Here is a 19,925-nt window from a genome sequence, read left to right on the forward strand (position 1 = left end):
TTAGAAAAATGAAAAAAATAATTGCCCCCGTCTTATTAATAGCAAATATTTTAACCTGTTTTTGTCAAACCAACAATACCATATACAAGGCTTATGCCTCCGATCGAAGCGAAGAGATCAATTTTTCAAGTCTTAAAAAAATGGAAAAACCGAACCTCCCCGACTATCAAGGCAGCTATCGCTTTGGCAGCTCAGAAGATGAATCCCAGCTAGAAATAATATATAGTAATGATAGACTCTTTGCTCGCACAAAATATAACAGTTGGGAAAATGATACCTGGGTTTTAAAATACGACAGAGAATTTGTTAAATATAAAAAAGGAATACTTTATTTAGGCTCTGCTTCATATCAACTATATATATGCTCAGACGACTCTAACTTGTTTTTAAAAAAAGGAACAAAAGGTTTGGCCTCCTTCCATAATGAAACAGAAAATGGAAAAGTGTACCATTATATTCAGTTTAATGAGGGCAACTCTATTAAAAAACCAATTGGAAAACACCCTGAAACAAGTTTTGTTAAATTATCTGCAAACGACCTCCAATCTTACTCAAAAGATGATCTGAAAATTATGAGAAATGAAACATTTGCTCGAAATGGCCATGTTTTCAAAAAAGGAGGTGCAATGGAAAAGTATTTTTTAAAAAAAGCATGGTACAGATCCATGAGAAAAACCCGCAGTCCAAAATTGAATGCTATTGAAAAACATAATGTAAATTTGATCTTAAAATTAGAGCGACACCAATAGATATGTAATAATTTTGAATAAAAACCAATTTAAATGAATAGAATTACTGTTTTTTGCGGTTCGAGCTCTGGAACTGAAGATGTTTTTGAAGTCAAAGCTAAACTCCTTGGTCAAAAATTAGCAAGAGAAAACATAGGATTAGTTTATGGTGGTGCCAAAGTCGGATTGATGGGAGCCGTTGCGAATGGTGTTTTAATGGAAAAAGGGACTGTTATTGGGGTACTACCCCACTTCTTAAAATCAAAGGAAATCGCACACCAAGAACTTACGGAATTAATTTTAGTAGAGACCATGCATGAAAGAAAAACTAAAATGAATGATTTATGTGATGGCGTTATTACATTACCTGGTGGTTTTGGGACATTAGATGAGTTTTTTGAAATGTTAACCTGGGGACAATTAGGACTTCATAAAAAACCTATTGGTGTGCTAAATATCAATGGCTTTTACGATGATCTAATCAATCTTTTAAATACCATGGTAAACAAAGGTCTTTTGAAAGAGGTAAACCGTGAAATGGTCTTAATTAGCGATGACATTGATAACTTACTTTTCAAAATGAAAAACTATAAAGCACCAACTGCGGGAAAATGGATTGATAAAAAAAACCATTCCAACAAATAAAAAATTCGAGCTATCCATTCATAACCAAACAATAAACTTACTTTAAGTATGCCAAAACATTCTCCTCAATACGCTTTTGTATATTGGAAACATCAGCTTTCTCAAAAGTCTCTCCAGTAATATTTTCATAAAGTTCAATATAACGCTCACTAACAGTCTCTATATAAGCATCACTCATAAAAGGAACTGTTTGACCTTCTAGTCCTTGAAAATTATTTTCTATGAGCCACTGACGCACGAACTCTTTAGAAAGCTGCTTTTGTGCCTCACCCTTATCTTGACGCTCTTGATAGCCATCTGCATAAAAATAACGTGATGAATCTGGCGTATGTATTTCATCAATCAATACAATTTGTCCACCCTTCGTTTTTCCAAACTCATATTTAGTATCTACCAAAATAAGTCCTCGTGAAGCCGCAATTTCACTTCCGCGTTGGAACAATTTACGTGTATAATCTTCTAATACGACATAATCTGCTTCCGAAACAATACCGCGTTTTAAAATATCTTCACGTGAAATATCCTCATCATGATCACCCTGTTCTGCTTTGGTTGCTGGTGTTATGATGGGTTCGGGAAACTTATCATTTTCCTTCATGCCTTCTGGCATTGGTACACCACAAAGCATACGTTTACCTGCCTTATACTCACGTGCAGCATGACCAGACATATAACCACGTATAACCATTTCTACTTTAAAAGGCTCGCACAAATGCCCCACCGCTACATTAGGGTCTGGCGTGGCGGTTAACCAATTAGGAACCAAATCTTCGGTCGCCGCCATCATTTTAGTGGCAATCTGATTTAAAATTTGTCCTTTATACGGAATCCCTTTTGGCATGACAACATCGAACGCAGAAAGTCTATCGGTAGCAATCATAACCAGTTCGTCATCATTGATATTATATACTTCTCTTACTTTTCCCTTGTAAACATTTTGTTGGTTTGGAAAGTTGAAATTAGTGTCTATTATTGTATTACTCATGTTCCCTCTCTGTCTTTCAGGCATCTCCCAAAGGGAGAAAATTTTAGTTTAAACTTAATTTTGCTTTTTATCGTTAGCGCTTCAGTTTGCTGTTTTTCGACAAACTTTGGTATGACATAACGATTTAATTTTTATACTGAATACCGAATCAAGATCTATTTTCTATCCCTTCGTATGCTTCAATAACTTTTTTAACCAATTTATGCCGAATCACATCTTTATCATCTAAAAATATCATCCCTACACCATCTACATTCTTTAAAATTAAAAGCGCCTCTTTCAAACCAGAAATAGTGCGGCGCGGCAAATCAATTTGCCCTGGATCTCCTGTTAATAAAAACTTGGCATTCTTCCCCATTCGAGTTAAAAACATTTTCATTTGCGCATGTGTTGTATTTTGACCTTCATCTAAAATCACAAAAGCATTATCGAGCGTACGCCCACGCATAAAAGCCAATGGTGCTATTTGAATAGTTCCGTTCTCTATATAATGTGCCAGTTTTTCGGGAGCAATCATATCACGCAAGGCATCATATAACGGTTGCATGTACGGATCTAGTTTTTCCTTTAAATCACCTGGTAAAAATCCTAAATTCTCACCCGCTTCAACAGCAGGACGGGTTAAAATAATGCGTTTAACCTCCTTGTTCTTTAAAGCTTGTACCGCTAAGGCCACCCCCGTATAAGTCTTTCCTGTTCCTGCAGGGCCAATAGCAAAAACCATATCATTTTTACGCATAAGTTCTACCAACCTACGTTGATTCACTGTTTGCGCTTTAATCGTTTTTCCTCCCACACCGTGCACAATCACTTCACCACTTTGTTTTGAGGTCGTATAATCCTCACTGCTTTGGCTTGTTAAAACACGCTCAATAACATTTTCATCAAGCTTATTATACTTTGCAAAATGTTTTAAAAGCATGGTAATTCTACGATCGAATTCCTCTAATAATTCTTCATCTCCAAAGGCTTTAATTTTATTTCCTCTAGCGACTATTTTTAGTTTGGGAAAATACTTTTTTAGAAGTGCAATATTCGCGTTTTGGGCTCCAAAAAACTCTTTTGGAGTGATTTCTTCAAGTTCGATTACAATTTCGTTCAAAGGCGTGAATTAAATTTTGTATTTCATCCGATTTAAATTAAAATAATATTTAATCGATGAAATGATTTTACTAATTTTGTTAAAACTCAAAAATACATAAATTTGAGTGACCAAACCCTAAAAACATATCAACAATTTGCCGATGGCGATAATCACATTAACTACTGATTTTGGTGAAAAAGATCACTTTGCCGGTGCGACAAAAGGAGCTATTTACAGCGAACTTCATGATGTTAAAATTGTTGATATCTCTCATTCAATATCGCCTTTTAGTATTCCTGAAGCTGCTTACATCATTAAAAATGCATACAGTAGTTTTCCTAAAGGCACTATCCATATTATTGGGATTGACTCTGAGATAAATCCAGAAAACAAGCACATAGCCATTAAACTTGATGATCATTTTTTTATCTGTGCCAATAATGGTATCATGAGTATGATTTGTACAGAAATTGCACCCGAAAAAATCGTAGAAATTAACATTCACGATAAAATACAAACCAGCTTTCCTGTTTTGGATGTATTCGTAAAAGCAGCATGTCATATTGCCCGTGGTGGCACTTTGGAAGTCATTGGAAAAACGATTCATGAAATAAAACCCATTAAGAACATTGTGCCTTATGTAAATGACGATAAAACACAAATTATTGGCAGCGTTATCTACATTGACAACTATGGCAATGTGATTACCAATATTAAAAGAAGTTTTTTTGAAGCCATACAAAAAGGGCGTGCTTTTGAAATTTCGGCAAGAAATAACAAGTTTAAGACTATTTATAAGAAATACAGTGATTTTGTAAATTTTGAAATAGAAGAAAACAAACGTAATGACGAAGGTAGAGGCTTGGTGGTTTTTAATTCTGGAGATTTTTTAGAAATTGCCGTTTACAAAAGCAATAGTGGTACAGTGGGCAGTGCGTCAACACTTATGGGACTTGGCTTAATGGATGCCATTAGTGTTAATTTTATAAAGACATAATATGTTTGTTAGGATTGTAAAAATGGGGTTTTACGAACAAAACATAGAACCTTTTCTTGCTAACTTTGAAGCTAACAAAGAAAAAATTAGAGGCTTTAAAGGCTGCCAGTTTTTAGAACTTTATAGAGATAAAAACGATCCAACGATATTTTTCACTTACAGCTATTGGGATACCGAAAATGACTTAGAAAATTACCGACAATCTGATGTCTTTAAAAACGTTTGGGCCAAAACCAAACCTTTATTTAATATCCCTCCAATGGCGTGGAGTGTTGATAAATTAGAAACCTTAAATTGATAATGGGTAAAAAAGCACTTCTGGTCATCGATATGCAAAAAGGATCTTTTACTCCAGAAACACCCCGGTATCATACGTTTGGTGTTGTGACAAGGATTAATACATTAGCCGATAAGTTTAGAACTTCTGGAAACCTCGTTTTTTATATTCAACATGATGGTACAAGGGATAATAATTTTATTCCCAATACTGAAGCATGGGAAATAGTGTCTGAATTACATGTAGTTGAAGAAGATATATTAATTAATAAATATGCAAACGATGTGTTTTACAATTCTAATCTTAAATTCGAATTAGACGCTCACAATATTACCGAATTGTATATTACTGGCTGTGCTACCGATTTTTGCGTAGAAGCAACCGTACAATCTGCATTGGCGAAAGATTATAGCATTACAGTCGTTAAAGATGCTCATACAACAGGAAACAGACCGCATCTAAGCGCAATAAAAGTCATCGAACATTATAATTGGGTTTGGCAAAATATGATTCCAACAAAAGGAGTTATTAAAGTTGAAGATTTTAAAACCATATCAAGTTCATTATAAAATTTTGATACAGATAAATCGTCTTTGTGCGACAAATTGATAAATTTGTTTTGGCGATTCTTCAAATAGAAAATAAAATTATTTAGATTAGCGCGTCACTTTGTACTATCTTAAACGGCAGTCAAAAAGATCACTGGAACTGACGTTCAAAATAAAGTAAATGTTAGCAATACTCAAAAAAGAAATAAATACATTTTTCGCATCACCTATTGGCTATTTAGTCATAGCCATTTTTTTAGTTTTAAATGGTTTGTTTTTATGGTTATTTAAAGGTGAATTTAATATTTTGGATTATGGATTTGCAGATCTATCGGCTTTCTTTTTATTAGCCCCGTGGATTTTAATATTCTTGATTCCTGCTGTGACTATGCGTAGTTTTTCTGATGAGAAAAAACAAGGCACCCTTGAGCTTTTGCTCACCAAACCAATAGCATACATGAACATTATTTTAGGAAAATATTTTGGTGCTTTTATTTTAATTCTAATCGCTCTTATACCAACCTTACTTTATGTTTATACCATTTATCAATTAGGAAGCCCCGTTGGCAATTTAGATATGGGCAGTACACTTGGTTCTTATTTCGGACTTTTATTTTTAATTGCAGCTTACACAGCCATTGGAATTTATGCATCTTCCCTTACAGATAATCAAATTGTGTCATTTATCATAGCCGTTTTTATTTGCTTTCTATTTTATATAGGGTTTGAAGGTATTGCCGATTTTGCATCAAGTGATTTCATAGAACAATTAGGCATGAGTGTGCATTATAAAAGTATGAGTCGTGGTGTTCTTGATACACGTGATATCATATACTTTTTAAGTGTTACTATTTTCTTTTTAATGTTAACCAAAGTAAATATAAACAGAGAAAAGAAATGATTTTAACGCCTTTATTTGTTGTTTTTTTAATACTTGTTTTCATATTGGTTTGGCTATTTGCAAACACAATAGATAAACGTAAATGGGTGAGCTTATCAATAAGTTTGGTATTAACACCTGTAGCTTATTTTTATGTGTTTTACCCAGTACTAAACATTTTTAGCAGTTATCACCATCAAAAACATTTTGATGCCGAAGCCTGGAAAGACAAGCCTGCATTACGCTATGAGATGAGCAAAGAAATACTTGATAAAAATTTGTTTCTTAGCAAAAGTAAAAAAGACGTAGAAGCAGCTTTAGGAAAAAGCGAATGGTACGGTTGGGATGATCGTATCAAAGCCAATTCCCCTGAAAAATGGAATTACAACATGGGGTTTAAACCAGGGGCTTTTAACAATATGCAAGAATGTATTGAATTTACATTCAATAACAATACTGTTGAAAGCATAAAACAATATCAATTAGAGAAAACCTTTGAATAAAAATATAAAACATATAACCATACTTTTAGTTGCCATATTTGCAATTAATTTTTTAGGCAGTAAAGTTTTTAAACGCTTCGATTTAACTACAGACAATCGCTATACACTAAGTGAGTCTGCCGTAAACATTATAAAAGATGTAGAATCCCCAATTATAGTAGATATTTTTTTAGAAGGTGATGATTTTCCTTCGGAATTCAGGCGCCTCCAAAAAGAAACCAAACAGTTGCTTGAAGAGTTCTCGACAAAAAACAGTAACATCCTTTTCAGTTTTATTAATCCGCTGGAAGATGAATCTACCCGAGAACGAAACATTCAACAACTTACACAACGTGGGCTAACCCCCATGCAATTAAGAGAGCAAGAAAATGGAAAAACGACGCAAGCTATTATTTTCCCATGGGCTTTAGCTAGTTATAATGACCAAACTGTTATCATTCCTTTAATTAAAAACAAAATAGGTGCCACTCAACAGGAATTGGTTACCAACTCAGTGCAACATTTGGAATATGCTTTCTCAGACGGATTTAACAAATTAACAAAACCCAAACGCAGAAAAATTGCGGTTTTAAAAGGTAACGATCAGTTAGAAGACAAATACATTGCAGACTTTGCAAAAAAACTTGGTGAATACTATTTTATTGCACCATTTACTTTGGATAGTGTTGCCAGTAATCCCCAAAAGACGCTTCAGGACATCAAAGCATTCGATTTAATAATTTCTGCAAAACCTACGAAAGCGTTCACAGAAGAAGAGAAACTGGTCTTGGATCAATTTACCATGAACGGGGGCAAAAGTTTATGGCTTGTTGATGCCGTGGCGATGGAAAAAGATAGTTTGTATAATGATACGGGCAAAAACTTTGCCGTAACAAGAGATTTAAATTTAACCGATTTCTTTTTTAAGTATGGTGTCCGTATTAATCCAGTCATGATAAGTACCCTCTACTCTGCTCCAATTACACTGGCTATAGGAGAAGGCAGTGAATCGCAATTTCAGCCGCTACGATGGCCTTATTCACCATTGGCATCTTCTAACAGCACCCACCCTATTGTTAACAATTTAAACCTTGTAAAATTCGATTTTGCAAACCAAATTGATACACTTAAAAACAATATTAACAAAACCATCCTTTTAGAAACAGCTCCTTTAACAAAACTAGAGGGTACCCCAAGAGAAGTCAGCCTGGATTTAGTAACCAAGGAACCCGAACCTACACTTTTCAATAAGGGCAACCAAACACTGGCCGTTTTATTAGAAGGCGAATTTACTTCGGTATTTAACAATCGTATAAAACCTTTTCAGCTTTCAGAGGGAAAAAATAAAAGCCCCTTTACTAAAATGATTGTTGTTGCTGATGGCGATGTCATTAAAAATGATGTATTAAAAAATAAACCACAAGAATTAGGTTTTGACCGTTGGACAGGAAAAACTTATGGGAACAAAGAATTTTTACTGAATGCCGTTAATTATTTGCTAGATGATGATGGACTTATAAACATTCGATCTAAGGAAATCACCATGGCGTTTCTCGATCAGCAAAAAATAGCAGCACAAAAAACGAGGTGGCAGCTTATAAACATCGCATTTCCAATGGTATTGTTAATACTTTTTGGTTTAGGTTTTAATTACATTAGAAAGAAAAAATATACTTCATAAATGTTAATAAGTTTCTTTCGAATTCTTGTACATATCGAATATATTTGTAGGTAGCTTATTAAAATATAAACCCTAGTATAAATACATGAAATTTATAGTATCCAGTACATATCTGTTAAAACAATTGCAAGTTTTAGGAGGCGTCATTAATAGCTCTAACACCCTGCCTATCTTAGATAATTTTTTATTTGAATTAGACCATACTAAATTAACTGTTTCGGCAAGCGATTTAGAAACAACTATGGCTTCATCACTTGATGTTGAGAGTGATAGTAAGGGGAGTGTTGCCATTCCTGCTCGTTTGTTATTAGATACTTTAAAGACATTTCCCGAGCAACCACTTACCTTTGTTGTTGAAGATAATAACACGGTTGAAATTAGTTCTAATCATGGTAAATATGCTTTAGCTTATGCAGATGGCAATGAGTTTCCCAAAGCAGTCGCTCTTGAAGACCCAAGTAAAACAGTCGTTACTGGTGATGTATTGGCTACAGCTATTAGTAAGACCATTTTTGCTGCTGGAAATGATGATTTACGCCCTGTAATGAGTGGCGTATTTTTTCAATTTTCAACAGAAGGGTTGACTTTTGTAGCTACTGATGCTCATAAATTAGTAAAATATACACGTGAGGATATTAAAGCGAATCAAGTAGCAGAATTCATTATGCCTAAAAAACCTTTAAATCTTTTAAAAGGTATTTTGGCTGCTAGTGAAGATGATGTGACGATTGAATATAACGAATCGAATGCAAAATTCACGTTTGAAAACTCCATATTAATCTGTCGCCTAATTGATGGAAAATACCCTAATTACGAGGCGGTTATACCAAAAGAAAACCCTAATAAATTAGTTATTGACAGAACGCAGTTTTTAAACTCTGTGAAGCGTGTAAGTATCTTTTCGAATAAAACAACGCATCAAATACGTTTAAAAATTGCTGGTGCAGAACTTAATATTTCTGCAGAAGATATCGATTACAGCAATAAAGCTGAAGAACGCCTAACTTGTGACTACCAAGGTGACGACATGCAGATAGGTTTTAATTCGCGTTTCTTAACTGAGATGCTAAACAATCTAGGGTCTGATGAAGTACAGTTAGAAATGAGCATGCCTAACAGAGCTGGTATATTAACACCTATTGACGGGCTTGATGAAGGAGAACAAGTTACCATGCTTGTAATGCCCGTGATGTTAAATAGTTAATTCACTCCTGCACTGGTCAGGGTTAAAATATAAAAGACGCATACCAATTAAGTTTTTGATATGCGTCTTTTTTTATTTCTTATAATGACCTAATTCCACTAATAAAATTTCCGTCTTTAAATTTAATAAGCTTAGCGTAAAAGTTAGAAGTAAAAAACGCCCACCAAATAGTGAGCGTTTAGTTTATCTCAAGTATAACCTAACTAACTAATAAAATCTAGAGATAAAGAATATTTAAAAATATATACTGGCTTTTTACCTTGCTTCCCGTAACTTAGTTTACAAAATTAAAAGAGAACGGGTATACTGGTACTTCCCCATGACTTGCCTTAACAGCATTTATAATTGGGAAAATTATAGATATGATACCCAGTACTATAAAGCCTAATATACCTAGACCAAATAATAATATTAGAGGAATACAAAGCAGGCAATAAACGATTAAACTTAACTGGAAGTTTATAATATTTTTACCGTGTGCATCCATTTGATACACTTTTTCTTTTTGCGTAAGCCACAACACCAGAGGCAGTATCAAACTGCCAAACCCTGTAACCAAAAATATCAATTGGCTGAGATGTGTGATGACTAAAAGTTGATTATCTTGTCTCATCATAGTGATTTTGTTTTGATTGATACTTATCTGACGTAACTTTCATCTAAATGTTACACTTTAAAAAAATTATTTCGCCAAAACAAGTTTCCTACAAGTAAGGTTTTAAAACGCTGAACTATAAAACTATGATAATAATTAATATCTTTAACAATCATTATCTAACCATACATTAGTAAAAGTGGCTAAAACCCTCATAAATTTTTTATCCGAAATTTCTTTTTTCTCTGAAGTTTCTCAAGAATCACTTAAACACCTATGTAATCATATTACAGAAGAGACCTATATAAAAAATGAAGTCATCTTCGAGAAAGACACCATAGGAAATTCTATGTATGCTGTTTTAAAAGGTTCGGTAAAAGTCCATGACAAAGGCCATATTTACGGTACGTTAAGTATTGGAGACTGTTTTGGCGAATATGCCTTAATAGATAATGAAACACGTTCGGCTTCTGTTACAGCTATAGAAAGCACTAAGGTTTTAAAAATTGAAAGGGAGCATTTTTTAGATTTAATCAAAAAAGACAGTGGTTTTGCACAAGGTATCTTATCGGTTATGATAAAACGGCACCGCGAATTAGATACAATTCAGGAGCGTTTAGCATCATCCAAACAAGAAATTGAGATAGCAAACAGTAAAATGAAGGGGCTTATTGATGGTGCTATGGATGCTATTATCATGTTTAGTGACGACTTCAGAATTGTACTCACCAACCCTTCCGCTAATATCCTATTAGAAAATGACGATACCCTACAACGCAATGTCCTATTCTTCTTTGATGAAGACAGTGCCCATTTAATAGAATCGATTGTTAAAGCAGAAGACGACAAAAAATCAATAAACAATTACCTGCCAAATATTGTAAAAGTAATCGGGTCGCACAATACCGAAACCTTAAACGAGGGCACTATAAGTAAATATGGTACCGATACAAAAACCTTTTACACGCTTATTCTTAGAAATATTGAAGAACGTCTGGTTGCTGAAGACAAAATAAATTTATTGACAAAGCAAACCCAATATTTAGCTGAAGAAATTCAAGAACTTACCAGTAGTTATGGTATCATAGCTGAAGATAAAAGCATGAAAGATGCACTTAACCTTATTCACCAAGTAGCCAAAACTGATGCTACGGTTTTAATAAACGGTGAAACAGGAACAGGCAAGGAATTAGTTGCCAGAGCCATCCATAAAGAAAGTAATAGGAATGATAAACCTTTAATTCGTATTAATTGCGGTGCGATCCCAGCAAACCTTATTGAAAGTGAGTTATTCGGGCATGAAAAAGGCGCTTTTACAGGTGCTACCATTAGCAGAAAAGGGCGTTTTTTATTAGCTGACAAAGGCACTATCTTTTTAGATGAAATAGGTGAAATGCCATTAGAATTACAACCTAAATTATTACGTATTATTCAAGAAGGTGAATTTGATCCCGTTGGAAGCTCTAAAACTATTAAAGTTGATGTTAGAATTATTGCAGCCACCCATAGAAACCTTTTTGAATTTTCTAAAGCAGGTAAGTTTAGAGAAGACTTATACTATAGACTGAATGTCTTCCCAATTGAAGTTCCTGCACTTAGAAACAGAGGAAATGATGTTTGTTTGATTGCTAGTGAAATGATTACTCAGTTTTCTAAAAAATTAAATAAACCCATTGTTGAATTATCTGAAACCGAAAAAGCATTACTTACTTCTTATAAGTGGCCAGGCAATGTTCGGGAATTACAAAATTTAATAGAACGCGCGGTGATCGTTTCACAAAATGGTATCATAAATTGGGGAGCTATAATTCCAAACAATACAATTTCAACAGACATACCGCAAGCAAGCATCAAAGAAAAAATCTTAACATCAAAGGAACTTGTTGCCTTAGAAAGAGAGAATATTTTAAAAGCGCTCAAACAAACCAAGTGGAAAATATCTGGAATAAATGGTGCCGCTTCTTTATTGCAGCTCCCTCCTACGACTTTAACTTCCAGAATTAAGGCCTTGGGCATAGAACGGCCCATATAAATTCACGAAATCTCATAAAAAGATCAACGATATTTCGTAAATAAACGAAATATCATTACGATTCAGAAAAACCAAAACACACACAACTATCTAATTTTAAGTGTGTTAAAATATTTGGCACGTCGTTAGCTTTATACCAACCAAACGATAATGTTTAACAATTTTAAAAATTAGAAAAAATGATTACAACAGCGAATGTAAAAAACGGAGTAAACGTAGATCAATTAGTGGAAACAATTGGAGCAGTTCAACAAAATCCTGAACTAGCAAAATTCGAATTCAGATCTAAAAATGAATGGATTAATGGCGGACATTGTGTATCCAATATTAAAGGATTCTATGGCGTAGGACAAGAAGACACATCTCGAGAAGAAACCTTCACTATGGAATGTGACCACCCAAATGTTTTATTAGGAAACGATTTAGCACCTACACCACCAGAAGTCGTATTACATGCTTTAGGTTCTTGTTTAACTGCCGCCATGACTTATCATGCTGCTGCAAATGGTATCGACATCGAAAGCGCATCATCTACTTTAGAAGGCGGATGTGATTTACATGGATTTTTAGGATTAGACCCAGAAGTGCGTATGGGATTTGATGGGATTAAATTCAAATTAAATGTAAAGTCTGACGCTTCTGCCGAACAACTAGAGAATTTAGCTAAATTTTCTCCTGTATTTGATATGATTAGCAATCCAACTCCTGTTTCAATAGAAATTGTAAAGCAGTAGTATCCACAAAAAAATGGCTGCTCAAAAACAGTAGCGGCCATTTTTTTCATTCTTCATATTCTTAACACTACCAATGAAAACTACAAAGCAAAGCATATTAAACGCCAATCAAGCAGTAGCCTATATAGCCTATAAAACCAATGAGGTTTTCCCTATTTACCCTATTACACCTGCTTCAGAAATGAGCGAGTTAGTAGAACAATGGTCCTCAGAAGCAAAACAAAACGGTTTTAAGAACATACCATCTATTTTTCAAATGCAAAGTGAAGCTGGTGTTGCGGGAGCTATGCATGGTGTTTTACAAACAGGTTCGCTATCTACAACCTTTACAGCGTCCCAAGGTTTACTTCTCATGCTACCAAATATGTATAAAATTGCAGGCGAATTAACGCCTAATGTTATTCATGTTGCTACTAGAAGTATTGCAACACATGCCTTATCTGTTTTTGGAGACCATAGTGATATTATGGCAGTACGCCAATCTGGATATGCAATGTTAGGTAGTGCCTCTGTACAAGAAGCTCAAGACTTTGCATTAATTGCTCAAGCTGCCACTTTAAAATCCCGTATCCCCTTTGTTCATTTTTTTGACGGGTTTAGAACCTCGCATGAAATAAACAAAATAGAAACAATTCAAAATGAAACCATCCAATTTATGATGGATTTAAAAGATATAGAAAAGCACAGAGATCGTGCTTTAAACCCAAACAACCCCGTTATTAGAGGCACAGCTCAAAATTCAAATGTATTTTTTCAGAGCCGAGAAGCCATCAATCCTTTCTACGATGCATGTCCAGACATCGTTCAAAAACAAATGGATACCTTTGCTTTATTAACAGGTAGATCCTATAAATTATTTGATTATACAGGTGATTTAAATGCAGAACATATTATTATTTCTATGGCTTCTTCAACCGAAACCACTGAAGAAACCATAGTACATTTAAACAAAAAAGGCGAAAAACTCGGACTTATAAAGGTTAGGCTTTTTAGACCATTCAGTACCAAGCATTTAATTGAAGCCTTACCAAAATCAGTAAAATCAATCGCGGTTTTAGACAGAACCAAAGAACCAGGGGCCACTGGCGAACCTTTATATTTAGATGTCGTGCAGTCAATTTCTGAAGCATTTCAAAATAACAAAATAACAGTATTTCCCAAAATAGTTGGAGGGCGTTATGGGTTAGCTTCAAAAGAGTTTACTCCTGCTATGGTTCAAGCTATTTTCAATAACTTAAAAAAAGAACAACCAAAAAACAACTTCACAGTAGGCATCAATGATGATGTAAAAAACTTGAGTTTAGATTTTTCCAGCACCATTCAAATTAAAAATGCTTCGTACGAAGCCATTTTTTATCAGGAAAAAAACAAAAAAGAACTACAAAGCTTCTCCAATACCTTAAGCATTATTGGGAAAAAAAAAGACACTTATGTACAAGGTTATACACAATGTGACTATAAAAAATCCAACTCATACGATATATCACATTTACGTATAAGTAACACTATTATAAAAGCACCTTACTTAATAGAACAAGCCGATTTTATAGGTTGTCAACATGTAAACCTTACACAAAACGATAACATCATACAGCAATTAAAACCAACAGCTACTCTTTTGGTAAATACATCGCTAAAGTCAAAAGCATTCTGGCAGTCATTATCGGTTAAAACACAACAACAAATTATAGAGCAAAATATTAATTTACTTATTGTGGACAATGCCGAATTATCACAATTAAATAGCTTAAAAAATGACTCATTATCAGAACTACATGCTTGTTTTTTAGCACTGAAAAAGGATTTGATATATTCTGATACCATTGCAGATCTAAACGATTTTATATATCAGGTCGATACATCAGTAATCACTCAAAACGAAAAAACTATTTCTAACTATGATGTTCATTTCAACAATTCTTTATTAGGAAAATTACTTGCCAATAAAGGTCAGAATGCTCCTGTAAGCTTACTTCCTTTAGATGGAACGTATCCTAGCAATACATCAAAATTCAACCCAATTCAACAAAGTGAGTTTTTACCAGAGTGGCATGAAGATTTATGCACACAATGTGGTGCCTGCAGTATGGCTTGTCCACAAGGAGCTCTTAGGGTAAAGGCATATAATGATACATATTTAGAGAATTCACCTTCGAATTTCAAATCGGTAAAAGCTACCGAATCCGATTGGAAAGTAGATCTACTAAATTATACGATTCAAATAAATCCTGAGCAATGCAATGGATGTAATAATTGTGTAGACGCTTGTCCTGAAAAAGCTTTGTCCATGGTTAATAAATCGCTAGTTTTTAAATCTGAAAAAGAAAAATGGAATCATTTTGAAATCATTCCAGAGTTTAACAGAGAAAAAATTGATGCTACTAAAGTAAGTCAACAACAACTACAAGAACCCTTATTTAAATACTCAATTGGAGTTGAAGGTTGTGGTGAAGCACCCTATTTAAAACTTATATCGCAATTATTTGGGGATCGGCTTTTAGTTGCCAATGCTACTGGAGCTAGTTCTATTTTTGGCGGTGCCTTGCCAACAACTCCCTGGAGCAAGAATAGGAAGGGGCTAGGTCCTGCATGGTCTAACTCATTATTTGAAGATAATGCCGAATTTGGTTTAGGGTATCGTTTATCTATAGATCAGCAAGAAAAGCAAGCAAAAACATTACTTCTAAAACTTGCAGGTCAGTTAGACGCAAATTTGGTTCGTAATATTTTAAATGCAAAACAAGTGACTGAAACAGAAATCAATCAACAACGATCCCGTATTGAATTGCTTAAAGAGCAACTTAAAACTATTCCGTCTGCTGAAGCAAAACAACTTTTAAATATAACAGATAGTTTGGTTAAAAAAAGCATTTGGATTGTAGGCGGCGATGGTTGGGCATACGATATAGGTTATGGTGGATTAGATCATGTAATAGCCTCAGGAAAAAACGTAAACATATTAGTTTTAGACAATGAAGTTTATGACAATACTGGTGGACAAGCGTCAAAGGCTACTCCTTTTGGAGCCGAAGCTAAATTTACTTTTAACGGAAAACAAAAACAGAAAAAAGATTTAGGTCTTTTCGCGATGAATTACGACCACGTTTATGTAGCATCGGTAGCTATTGGAGCAAACCAGGAACAAACCTTAAAAGCTTTCAATGAGGCTGAAAGTTTTGATGGTCCTTCTATAATTATTGCTTATTCACATAGTAGCTCTCATGGTATAGACATGAAGCATCCAAGCAAGTACCACCAAGCAGCTGTGCAATCTGGTCAATGGCTGTTGTACAGAAATGACCCACGGCGTGAAACAAAACGACTGAATCCCTTACAACTTGATTCTGAAGTGCCATCTATTCCAATTCAAGATTACCTAAAACTAGAAGCACGGTTTTCAAAGCTGTTTCCGAAAGACAACAAACAATACAACTTATTGATAAACAATATACAAAAGGCAGTAAACAAACGATTTAACAAGTATTTGAACATGTCTTCCAATTATTATGCTAACAGAACCAAATTGCTACAAGACAATAATATAAAACGACAACTAACTTATAAAAAATGAGCATATTAAAAAAACAGGTAATATAGCTCCATCTAACAAGCAAAAGACTATTTTGCCTTCATCTTATTTACCATATCCCAGTGCTTAGGGGTTCCAGAAATAGTATACTCGGCAGATTTTGTCACAAAATATTTAGCAACAAGGTCTTCAGGGTTTTTAGTCAACACCGTATCAAAAGCCGCAGATGCTTTAGGGAATTCTTTATTATAAAAATGGCTTAGCCCTTTTTCAAAATACTTTAATGTCTTAGTTTTTAAATTAATACTCTTCATAGTATCGCCATCAAAGCATTCATAGATAGCGATCGTATTATCCTTACCTTTTACTTTTACTTTTCCTAAATATCTAAAATTATAATCTTGTTTATTCTTAATCGTATTCAAACTATCCTCACTAACAATGATATTGGCGCCGTAATATTTAGTTACTCCTTCCATTCTTGAAGCTGTATTGACAGTATCTGCAATAATGGCCGTATCATTTCTATGAATATCTCCAATAATTCCCATGACCAAATCACCTGTATGCAGTCCCATACCCACAGATATTGTTTTGTACCCTTCTTCTACACGTTTAACATTATAAGCTTGTATCGTTTTCTGCATACCTATAGCTGCTTCTAATGCCTGGTTTGCTTGCTGCGGAAACAAAGCCATAATACCATCACCTAGATATTGATTCACAAACCCTTTTTTACTTTGAATAATGGGCCCCATTCTCCCCACATAAGCATTTACAAACTTAAAATTTTGTTCTGGCGTCATTGATTCAGATAGATTTGTATAATCTCTAATATCTGTAAATAAAACAGTTACTTTTTTCTGAGTATGATCTCCTAAAACCACATCTGTTATAGCTTCTCTTCCTACAGATTTTAAGAATTCGGATGGTACAAATCGACTTGTAGCTTTGTGAATACCATTAAGATTTAAATGTGTTTTTATTCTACTTAACAATTCATTTTTAGAAAACGGTTTGGTTAAATAATCGTTTGCCCCGACATTAAACCCTGTGACTAAATCGTTTACCCTATTTTTAGCGGTTAATAATACCACTGGTAATTCGCTTGTTAAATATTGCTCCCTGATTTTTTCACAAACTTCATAGCCAGACATATTTGGCATCATAATATCTAAAAGAACCAAATCAAAAATGAACTCATCAATAAGCTTTAAGGCTTCTTTTCCATTACTGGCTTCTACAACATCATATCCAGCCATAGTTAAATGATTTTCCAAAACCCTTCTATTAACAACCATATCATCAACCACAAGAATACGAATATGGGCATTATTTATTTTAGGTACCGTCTCTTGAATAACACCACTAGAATCATCAATTTTTTGAACGCTTTGAGACAATTCTCCCTTTATGGCTTTATTAAACTCTTTTCTATCTTGTTTACTTATTGGTAGAGTAAATGTAAATTTTGACCCTTTTTTAACTTCTGATTTTACGGTTATGGTACCACCATGTAATTCAACCAATTGTTTGGTTACAGAAAGTCCTAACCCAGTACCTCCATATGATCTAACCGTAGAACCATCTGCCTGTTCAAATGATTTAAAAATAGCTTCAAACTTTTCTTCTGGGATGCCAAGACCGGTATCTGAAATTGAAATTGATAGCATTCCATCATGCTCCTGTGCTCCTATCTCAACTTTACCAGATTCTGTAAACTTAATCGCATTCCCTATAAGGTTATATAGAATCTGTTCTAATCTATTTTCGTCGGCCTCAACCAGTGGAATATCTTTAGGTATTGAATTAATTAGGCGTAAATCTTTACCTTTTACTAAAAATTCTGAAACTTTTAATACCAAATCTACTGCTGAATGCAAATCAATTGGTTGAAGAGAAAGTGCTAAGTCTTTATTTTTTAATTTAGAAAAGTCGAGGATATCGTTGACCAAATTGGATAAGCGTTTCCCGCTATTTACAATCATATCTAAGTTATCTATAGCTTTAGGCGATAATTGTCCCGCAACACCATCTTTAAGGGATTCGGACAAACCTATAATCCCATTTAATGGCGTTCGTAATTCGTGTGATGTATTAGCAAGAAATTCATCTTTAAGTTTATCTATTTTTTGAAGTTCTTTAACACGTTCTTTCTCTCCCTCTGCTTCTGCTATTAACTGCCTCTTTTCTAATTCTTCTTGTTTTAAACGTTGCTTATATTTAAATCTCTTGAAAAATATAAAAGACATTAAGATAAGCCCAACCATTAAGCCTATAACAATATTTCTAAAGGTAGTTTGGCGTTTTAGCTTTAAATCTTTAATCTCCGAATCTTTTTCTAAAGCACTAATAACATTTTGTTTTTTTTCGGCATCAAACTTAGCTTGAAGCTCCTCTATCTGTCTAGATTTGTTTTTATTATATAAACTATCTTTTACAGTAATAAGTTTCGAATTAAACTCAAAAGCTTTTTTATAATCACCTTTCTCTCTATACAATTCGGAAAGTATGGTATAATTATCTTTTGACTTTTCTTTATCTCCAATTGCTTCTGAGATAGCCAATGATTTAATCGCAAACTCCTCGGCAAGATTATAGTTTTTGAGCTTGAAATAATTTTTTGCTATTTCAAAATAACTCATTGACAATTCCCGCTTTTGATTGAGTTGACTCCTTAAATCAAGTGCTTTTTGATGATAGTTTAAAGCTATTTTATAATGCTGCTGTAAACTCGAAACTTTGCCAAGTGATTCATAATCATAGGCCATGCCCCATTTACTATTCAACTCAGTATCTAATTTTAAGGCATTATTAAAATAAATTAGTGCCTTATCATAATCTTTAAGAAGTATATATGTATCTCCAATATTATAATAACAATTGGCCATTTCAGTTTTATCCTCCAATTTCTCAAAAATCACCAATGCCTTATTATAATGCTCTAATGCAAGATCTATTTTTCCCGATTTCTTTAAAACCTCTCCAATAGCATTAAGTGTCGTTGCTTCTCCAAAAACATCTTTGATTTCTTCGTAAATTTTTAAAATATCATAGTAGATCTTAAGGCTTTCTTCAAACGAACCTTTATCATCAAGGATGATCGCTTTTTGATATAAGCCATTGGCAATCTCCTTCTTGTCCTTATTTCCCTCAGAAAATTCAATATACTCTTCAAAATAGTCAAGTGCCTTATCGTAATTGCCTCTTTGACGTTCAAGAACACCATATTGATATTTAGCTAATACCTCCCAACTTTTTAATCCAGACTTTACACTTATATTATAAAGACTATCTATATACAATTCGGCCATAGTATTGTTAGACCTATTATTAAGATATTCCCAGGAAATATTTTTTATTACTTGAGCTTTGGAAGAATCTGTTACAGCCTTTTTCAACTCAAGCTGTAAACTATCTAATGTAGCAGTTTGGCAAAAAGAAATTGAGTAATAGAAAGTCGTTAAAAATAATATACAAATCTTGTATTTCATTTTAAAATTGAGAGTTTGGTTGGATTAACT

Annotated in this window: 16 protein-coding genes; 12 read left to right on the top strand and 4 right to left on the bottom strand. The window is 33.9% G+C overall.

The window, feature by feature from the left end:
• The first annotated feature begins 8 nt into the window (after positions 1-8).
• Both HHX25_RS01350 and HHX25_RS01355 read left to right on the top strand, forming a co-directional pair.
• Positions 9-749, top strand: coding sequence for a YARHG domain-containing protein (locus HHX25_RS01350; RefSeq protein WP_169669307.1), 741 nt, complete (start codon positions 9-11; stop codon positions 747-749).
• Positions 750-782: 33 nt separating this feature from the next.
• Positions 783-1,373, top strand: coding sequence for an LOG family protein (locus tag HHX25_RS01355; RefSeq protein WP_169669309.1), 591 nt, complete (start codon positions 783-785; stop codon positions 1,371-1,373).
• A gap of 37 nt (positions 1,374-1,410) precedes the next feature.
• Here HHX25_RS01355 and HHX25_RS01360 read toward each other — a convergent pair whose 3' ends face one another.
• Positions 1,411-2,358 (bottom strand): phosphoribosylaminoimidazolesuccinocarboxamide synthase, encoded by a 948-nt coding sequence (locus HHX25_RS01360; RefSeq protein ID WP_169669311.1) that lies wholly within the window; start codon positions 2,356-2,358, stop codon positions 1,411-1,413.
• A gap of 148 nt (positions 2,359-2,506) precedes the next feature.
• Entirely contained in the window at positions 2,507-3,460 is a 954-nt protein-coding gene (locus HHX25_RS01365) for a PhoH family protein (protein ID WP_169669313.1), read from the bottom strand.
• 142 nt (positions 3,461-3,602) lie between these two features.
• On the opposite strand from HHX25_RS01365, the gene HHX25_RS01370 reads away from it, so the two are divergent.
• The 7 genes from HHX25_RS01370 to dnaN all read left to right on the top strand — a co-directional run bounded on the left by HHX25_RS01370 (position 3,603) and on the right by dnaN (position 9,511).
• Complete coding sequence (locus HHX25_RS01370; protein ID WP_169669315.1) at positions 3,603-4,439, top strand: SAM hydrolase/SAM-dependent halogenase family protein; 837 nt, start codon at positions 3,603-3,605, stop codon at positions 4,437-4,439.
• Between the two features lies 1 nt (position 4,440).
• Complete coding sequence (locus tag HHX25_RS01375; RefSeq protein ID WP_169669317.1) at positions 4,441-4,737, top strand: putative quinol monooxygenase; 297 nt, start codon at positions 4,441-4,443, stop codon at positions 4,735-4,737.
• Positions 4,738-4,739: 2 nt separating this feature from the next.
• On the top strand, positions 4,740-5,285 hold the full coding sequence (locus HHX25_RS01380) for a cysteine hydrolase family protein (RefSeq protein ID WP_205957968.1): 546 nt from the start codon (positions 4,740-4,742) through the stop codon (positions 5,283-5,285).
• A gap of 160 nt (positions 5,286-5,445) precedes the next feature.
• Positions 5,446-6,165, top strand: coding sequence for a gliding motility-associated ABC transporter permease subunit GldF (gene gldF / locus HHX25_RS01385; RefSeq protein ID WP_169669319.1), 720 nt, complete (start codon positions 5,446-5,448; stop codon positions 6,163-6,165).
• Positions 6,162-6,647, top strand: a complete 486-nt coding sequence (locus HHX25_RS01390) for a hypothetical protein (protein WP_169669321.1) — start codon at positions 6,162-6,164, stop codon at positions 6,645-6,647. Before gldF ends, HHX25_RS01390 begins: the two co-directional genes overlap by 4 nt.
• Positions 6,640-8,307, top strand: coding sequence for a gliding motility-associated ABC transporter substrate-binding protein GldG (gene gldG, locus HHX25_RS01395; protein ID WP_169669323.1), 1,668 nt, complete (start codon positions 6,640-6,642; stop codon positions 8,305-8,307). The genes HHX25_RS01390 and gldG overlap by 8 nt, the downstream gene beginning before the upstream one ends.
• A gap of 85 nt (positions 8,308-8,392) precedes the next feature.
• Complete coding sequence (gene dnaN / locus HHX25_RS01400) at positions 8,393-9,511, top strand: DNA polymerase III subunit beta (RefSeq protein ID WP_169669325.1); 1,119 nt, start codon at positions 8,393-8,395, stop codon at positions 9,509-9,511.
• A gap of 274 nt (positions 9,512-9,785) precedes the next feature.
• Here the strand turns inward: dnaN and HHX25_RS01405 are convergent, their stop codons facing one another.
• Positions 9,786-10,124, bottom strand: a complete 339-nt coding sequence (locus tag HHX25_RS01405; protein WP_169669867.1) for a DUF4870 domain-containing protein — start codon at positions 10,122-10,124, stop codon at positions 9,786-9,788.
• A gap of 181 nt (positions 10,125-10,305) precedes the next feature.
• Here HHX25_RS01405 and HHX25_RS01410 point away from each other — a divergent pair, with 181 nt between their 5' ends.
• From HHX25_RS01410 to HHX25_RS01420, 3 genes are all read left to right on the top strand, one after another.
• Positions 10,306-12,138, top strand: coding sequence for a sigma 54-interacting transcriptional regulator (locus HHX25_RS01410; RefSeq protein WP_169669327.1), 1,833 nt, complete (start codon positions 10,306-10,308; stop codon positions 12,136-12,138).
• A gap of 179 nt (positions 12,139-12,317) precedes the next feature.
• The gene (locus HHX25_RS01415) at positions 12,318-12,872 is read left to right on the top strand and encodes an OsmC family protein (RefSeq protein ID WP_169669329.1); all 555 of its coding nucleotides are present in this window, start codon (positions 12,318-12,320) and stop codon (positions 12,870-12,872) included.
• 73 nt (positions 12,873-12,945) lie between these two features.
• Complete coding sequence (locus HHX25_RS01420) at positions 12,946-16,443, top strand: 4Fe-4S binding protein (RefSeq protein WP_169669331.1); 3,498 nt, start codon at positions 12,946-12,948, stop codon at positions 16,441-16,443.
• Positions 16,444-16,490: 47 nt separating this feature from the next.
• Here HHX25_RS01420 and HHX25_RS01425 read toward each other — a convergent pair whose 3' ends face one another.
• Entirely contained in the window at positions 16,491-19,895 is a 3,405-nt protein-coding gene (locus HHX25_RS01425; protein ID WP_169669333.1) for a tetratricopeptide repeat protein, read from the bottom strand.
• Positions 19,896-19,925: the final 30 nt, after the last annotated feature.

Source organism: Flavivirga algicola (assembly GCF_012910715.1).
GTDB lineage: Bacteria > Bacteroidota > Bacteroidia > Flavobacteriales > Flavobacteriaceae > Flavivirga > Flavivirga algicola.

Coding starts and splice junctions, on each gene's coding strand:
- HHX25_RS01350 (WP_169669307.1), top strand. CDS start 9: ATGAAAAAAATAATTGCCCCCGTCTTATTAATAGCAAATATTTTAACC.
- HHX25_RS01360 (WP_169669311.1), bottom strand. CDS start 2,358: ATGAGTAATACAATAATAGACACTAATTTCAACTTTCCAAACCAACAA.
- HHX25_RS01390 (WP_169669321.1), top strand. CDS start 6,162: ATGATTTTAACGCCTTTATTTGTTGTTTTTTTAATACTTGTTTTCATA.
- HHX25_RS01380 (WP_205957968.1), top strand. CDS start 4,740: ATGGGTAAAAAAGCACTTCTGGTCATCGATATGCAAAAAGGATCTTTT.
- HHX25_RS01405 (WP_169669867.1), bottom strand. CDS start 10,124: ATGAGACAAGATAATCAACTTTTAGTCATCACACATCTCAGCCAATTG.
- HHX25_RS01415 (WP_169669329.1), top strand. CDS start 12,318: ATGATTACAACAGCGAATGTAAAAAACGGAGTAAACGTAGATCAATTA.
- HHX25_RS01355 (WP_169669309.1), top strand. CDS start 783: ATGAATAGAATTACTGTTTTTTGCGGTTCGAGCTCTGGAACTGAAGAT.
- HHX25_RS01375 (WP_169669317.1), top strand. CDS start 4,441: ATGTTTGTTAGGATTGTAAAAATGGGGTTTTACGAACAAAACATAGAA.
- HHX25_RS01420 (WP_169669331.1), top strand. CDS start 12,946: ATGAAAACTACAAAGCAAAGCATATTAAACGCCAATCAAGCAGTAGCC.
- dnaN (WP_169669325.1), top strand. CDS start 8,393: ATGAAATTTATAGTATCCAGTACATATCTGTTAAAACAATTGCAAGTT.
- HHX25_RS01425 (WP_169669333.1), bottom strand. CDS start 19,895: ATGAAATACAAGATTTGTATATTATTTTTAACGACTTTCTATTACTCA.
- HHX25_RS01370 (WP_169669315.1), top strand. CDS start 3,603: ATGGCGATAATCACATTAACTACTGATTTTGGTGAAAAAGATCACTTT.
- gldF (WP_169669319.1), top strand. CDS start 5,446: ATGTTAGCAATACTCAAAAAAGAAATAAATACATTTTTCGCATCACCT.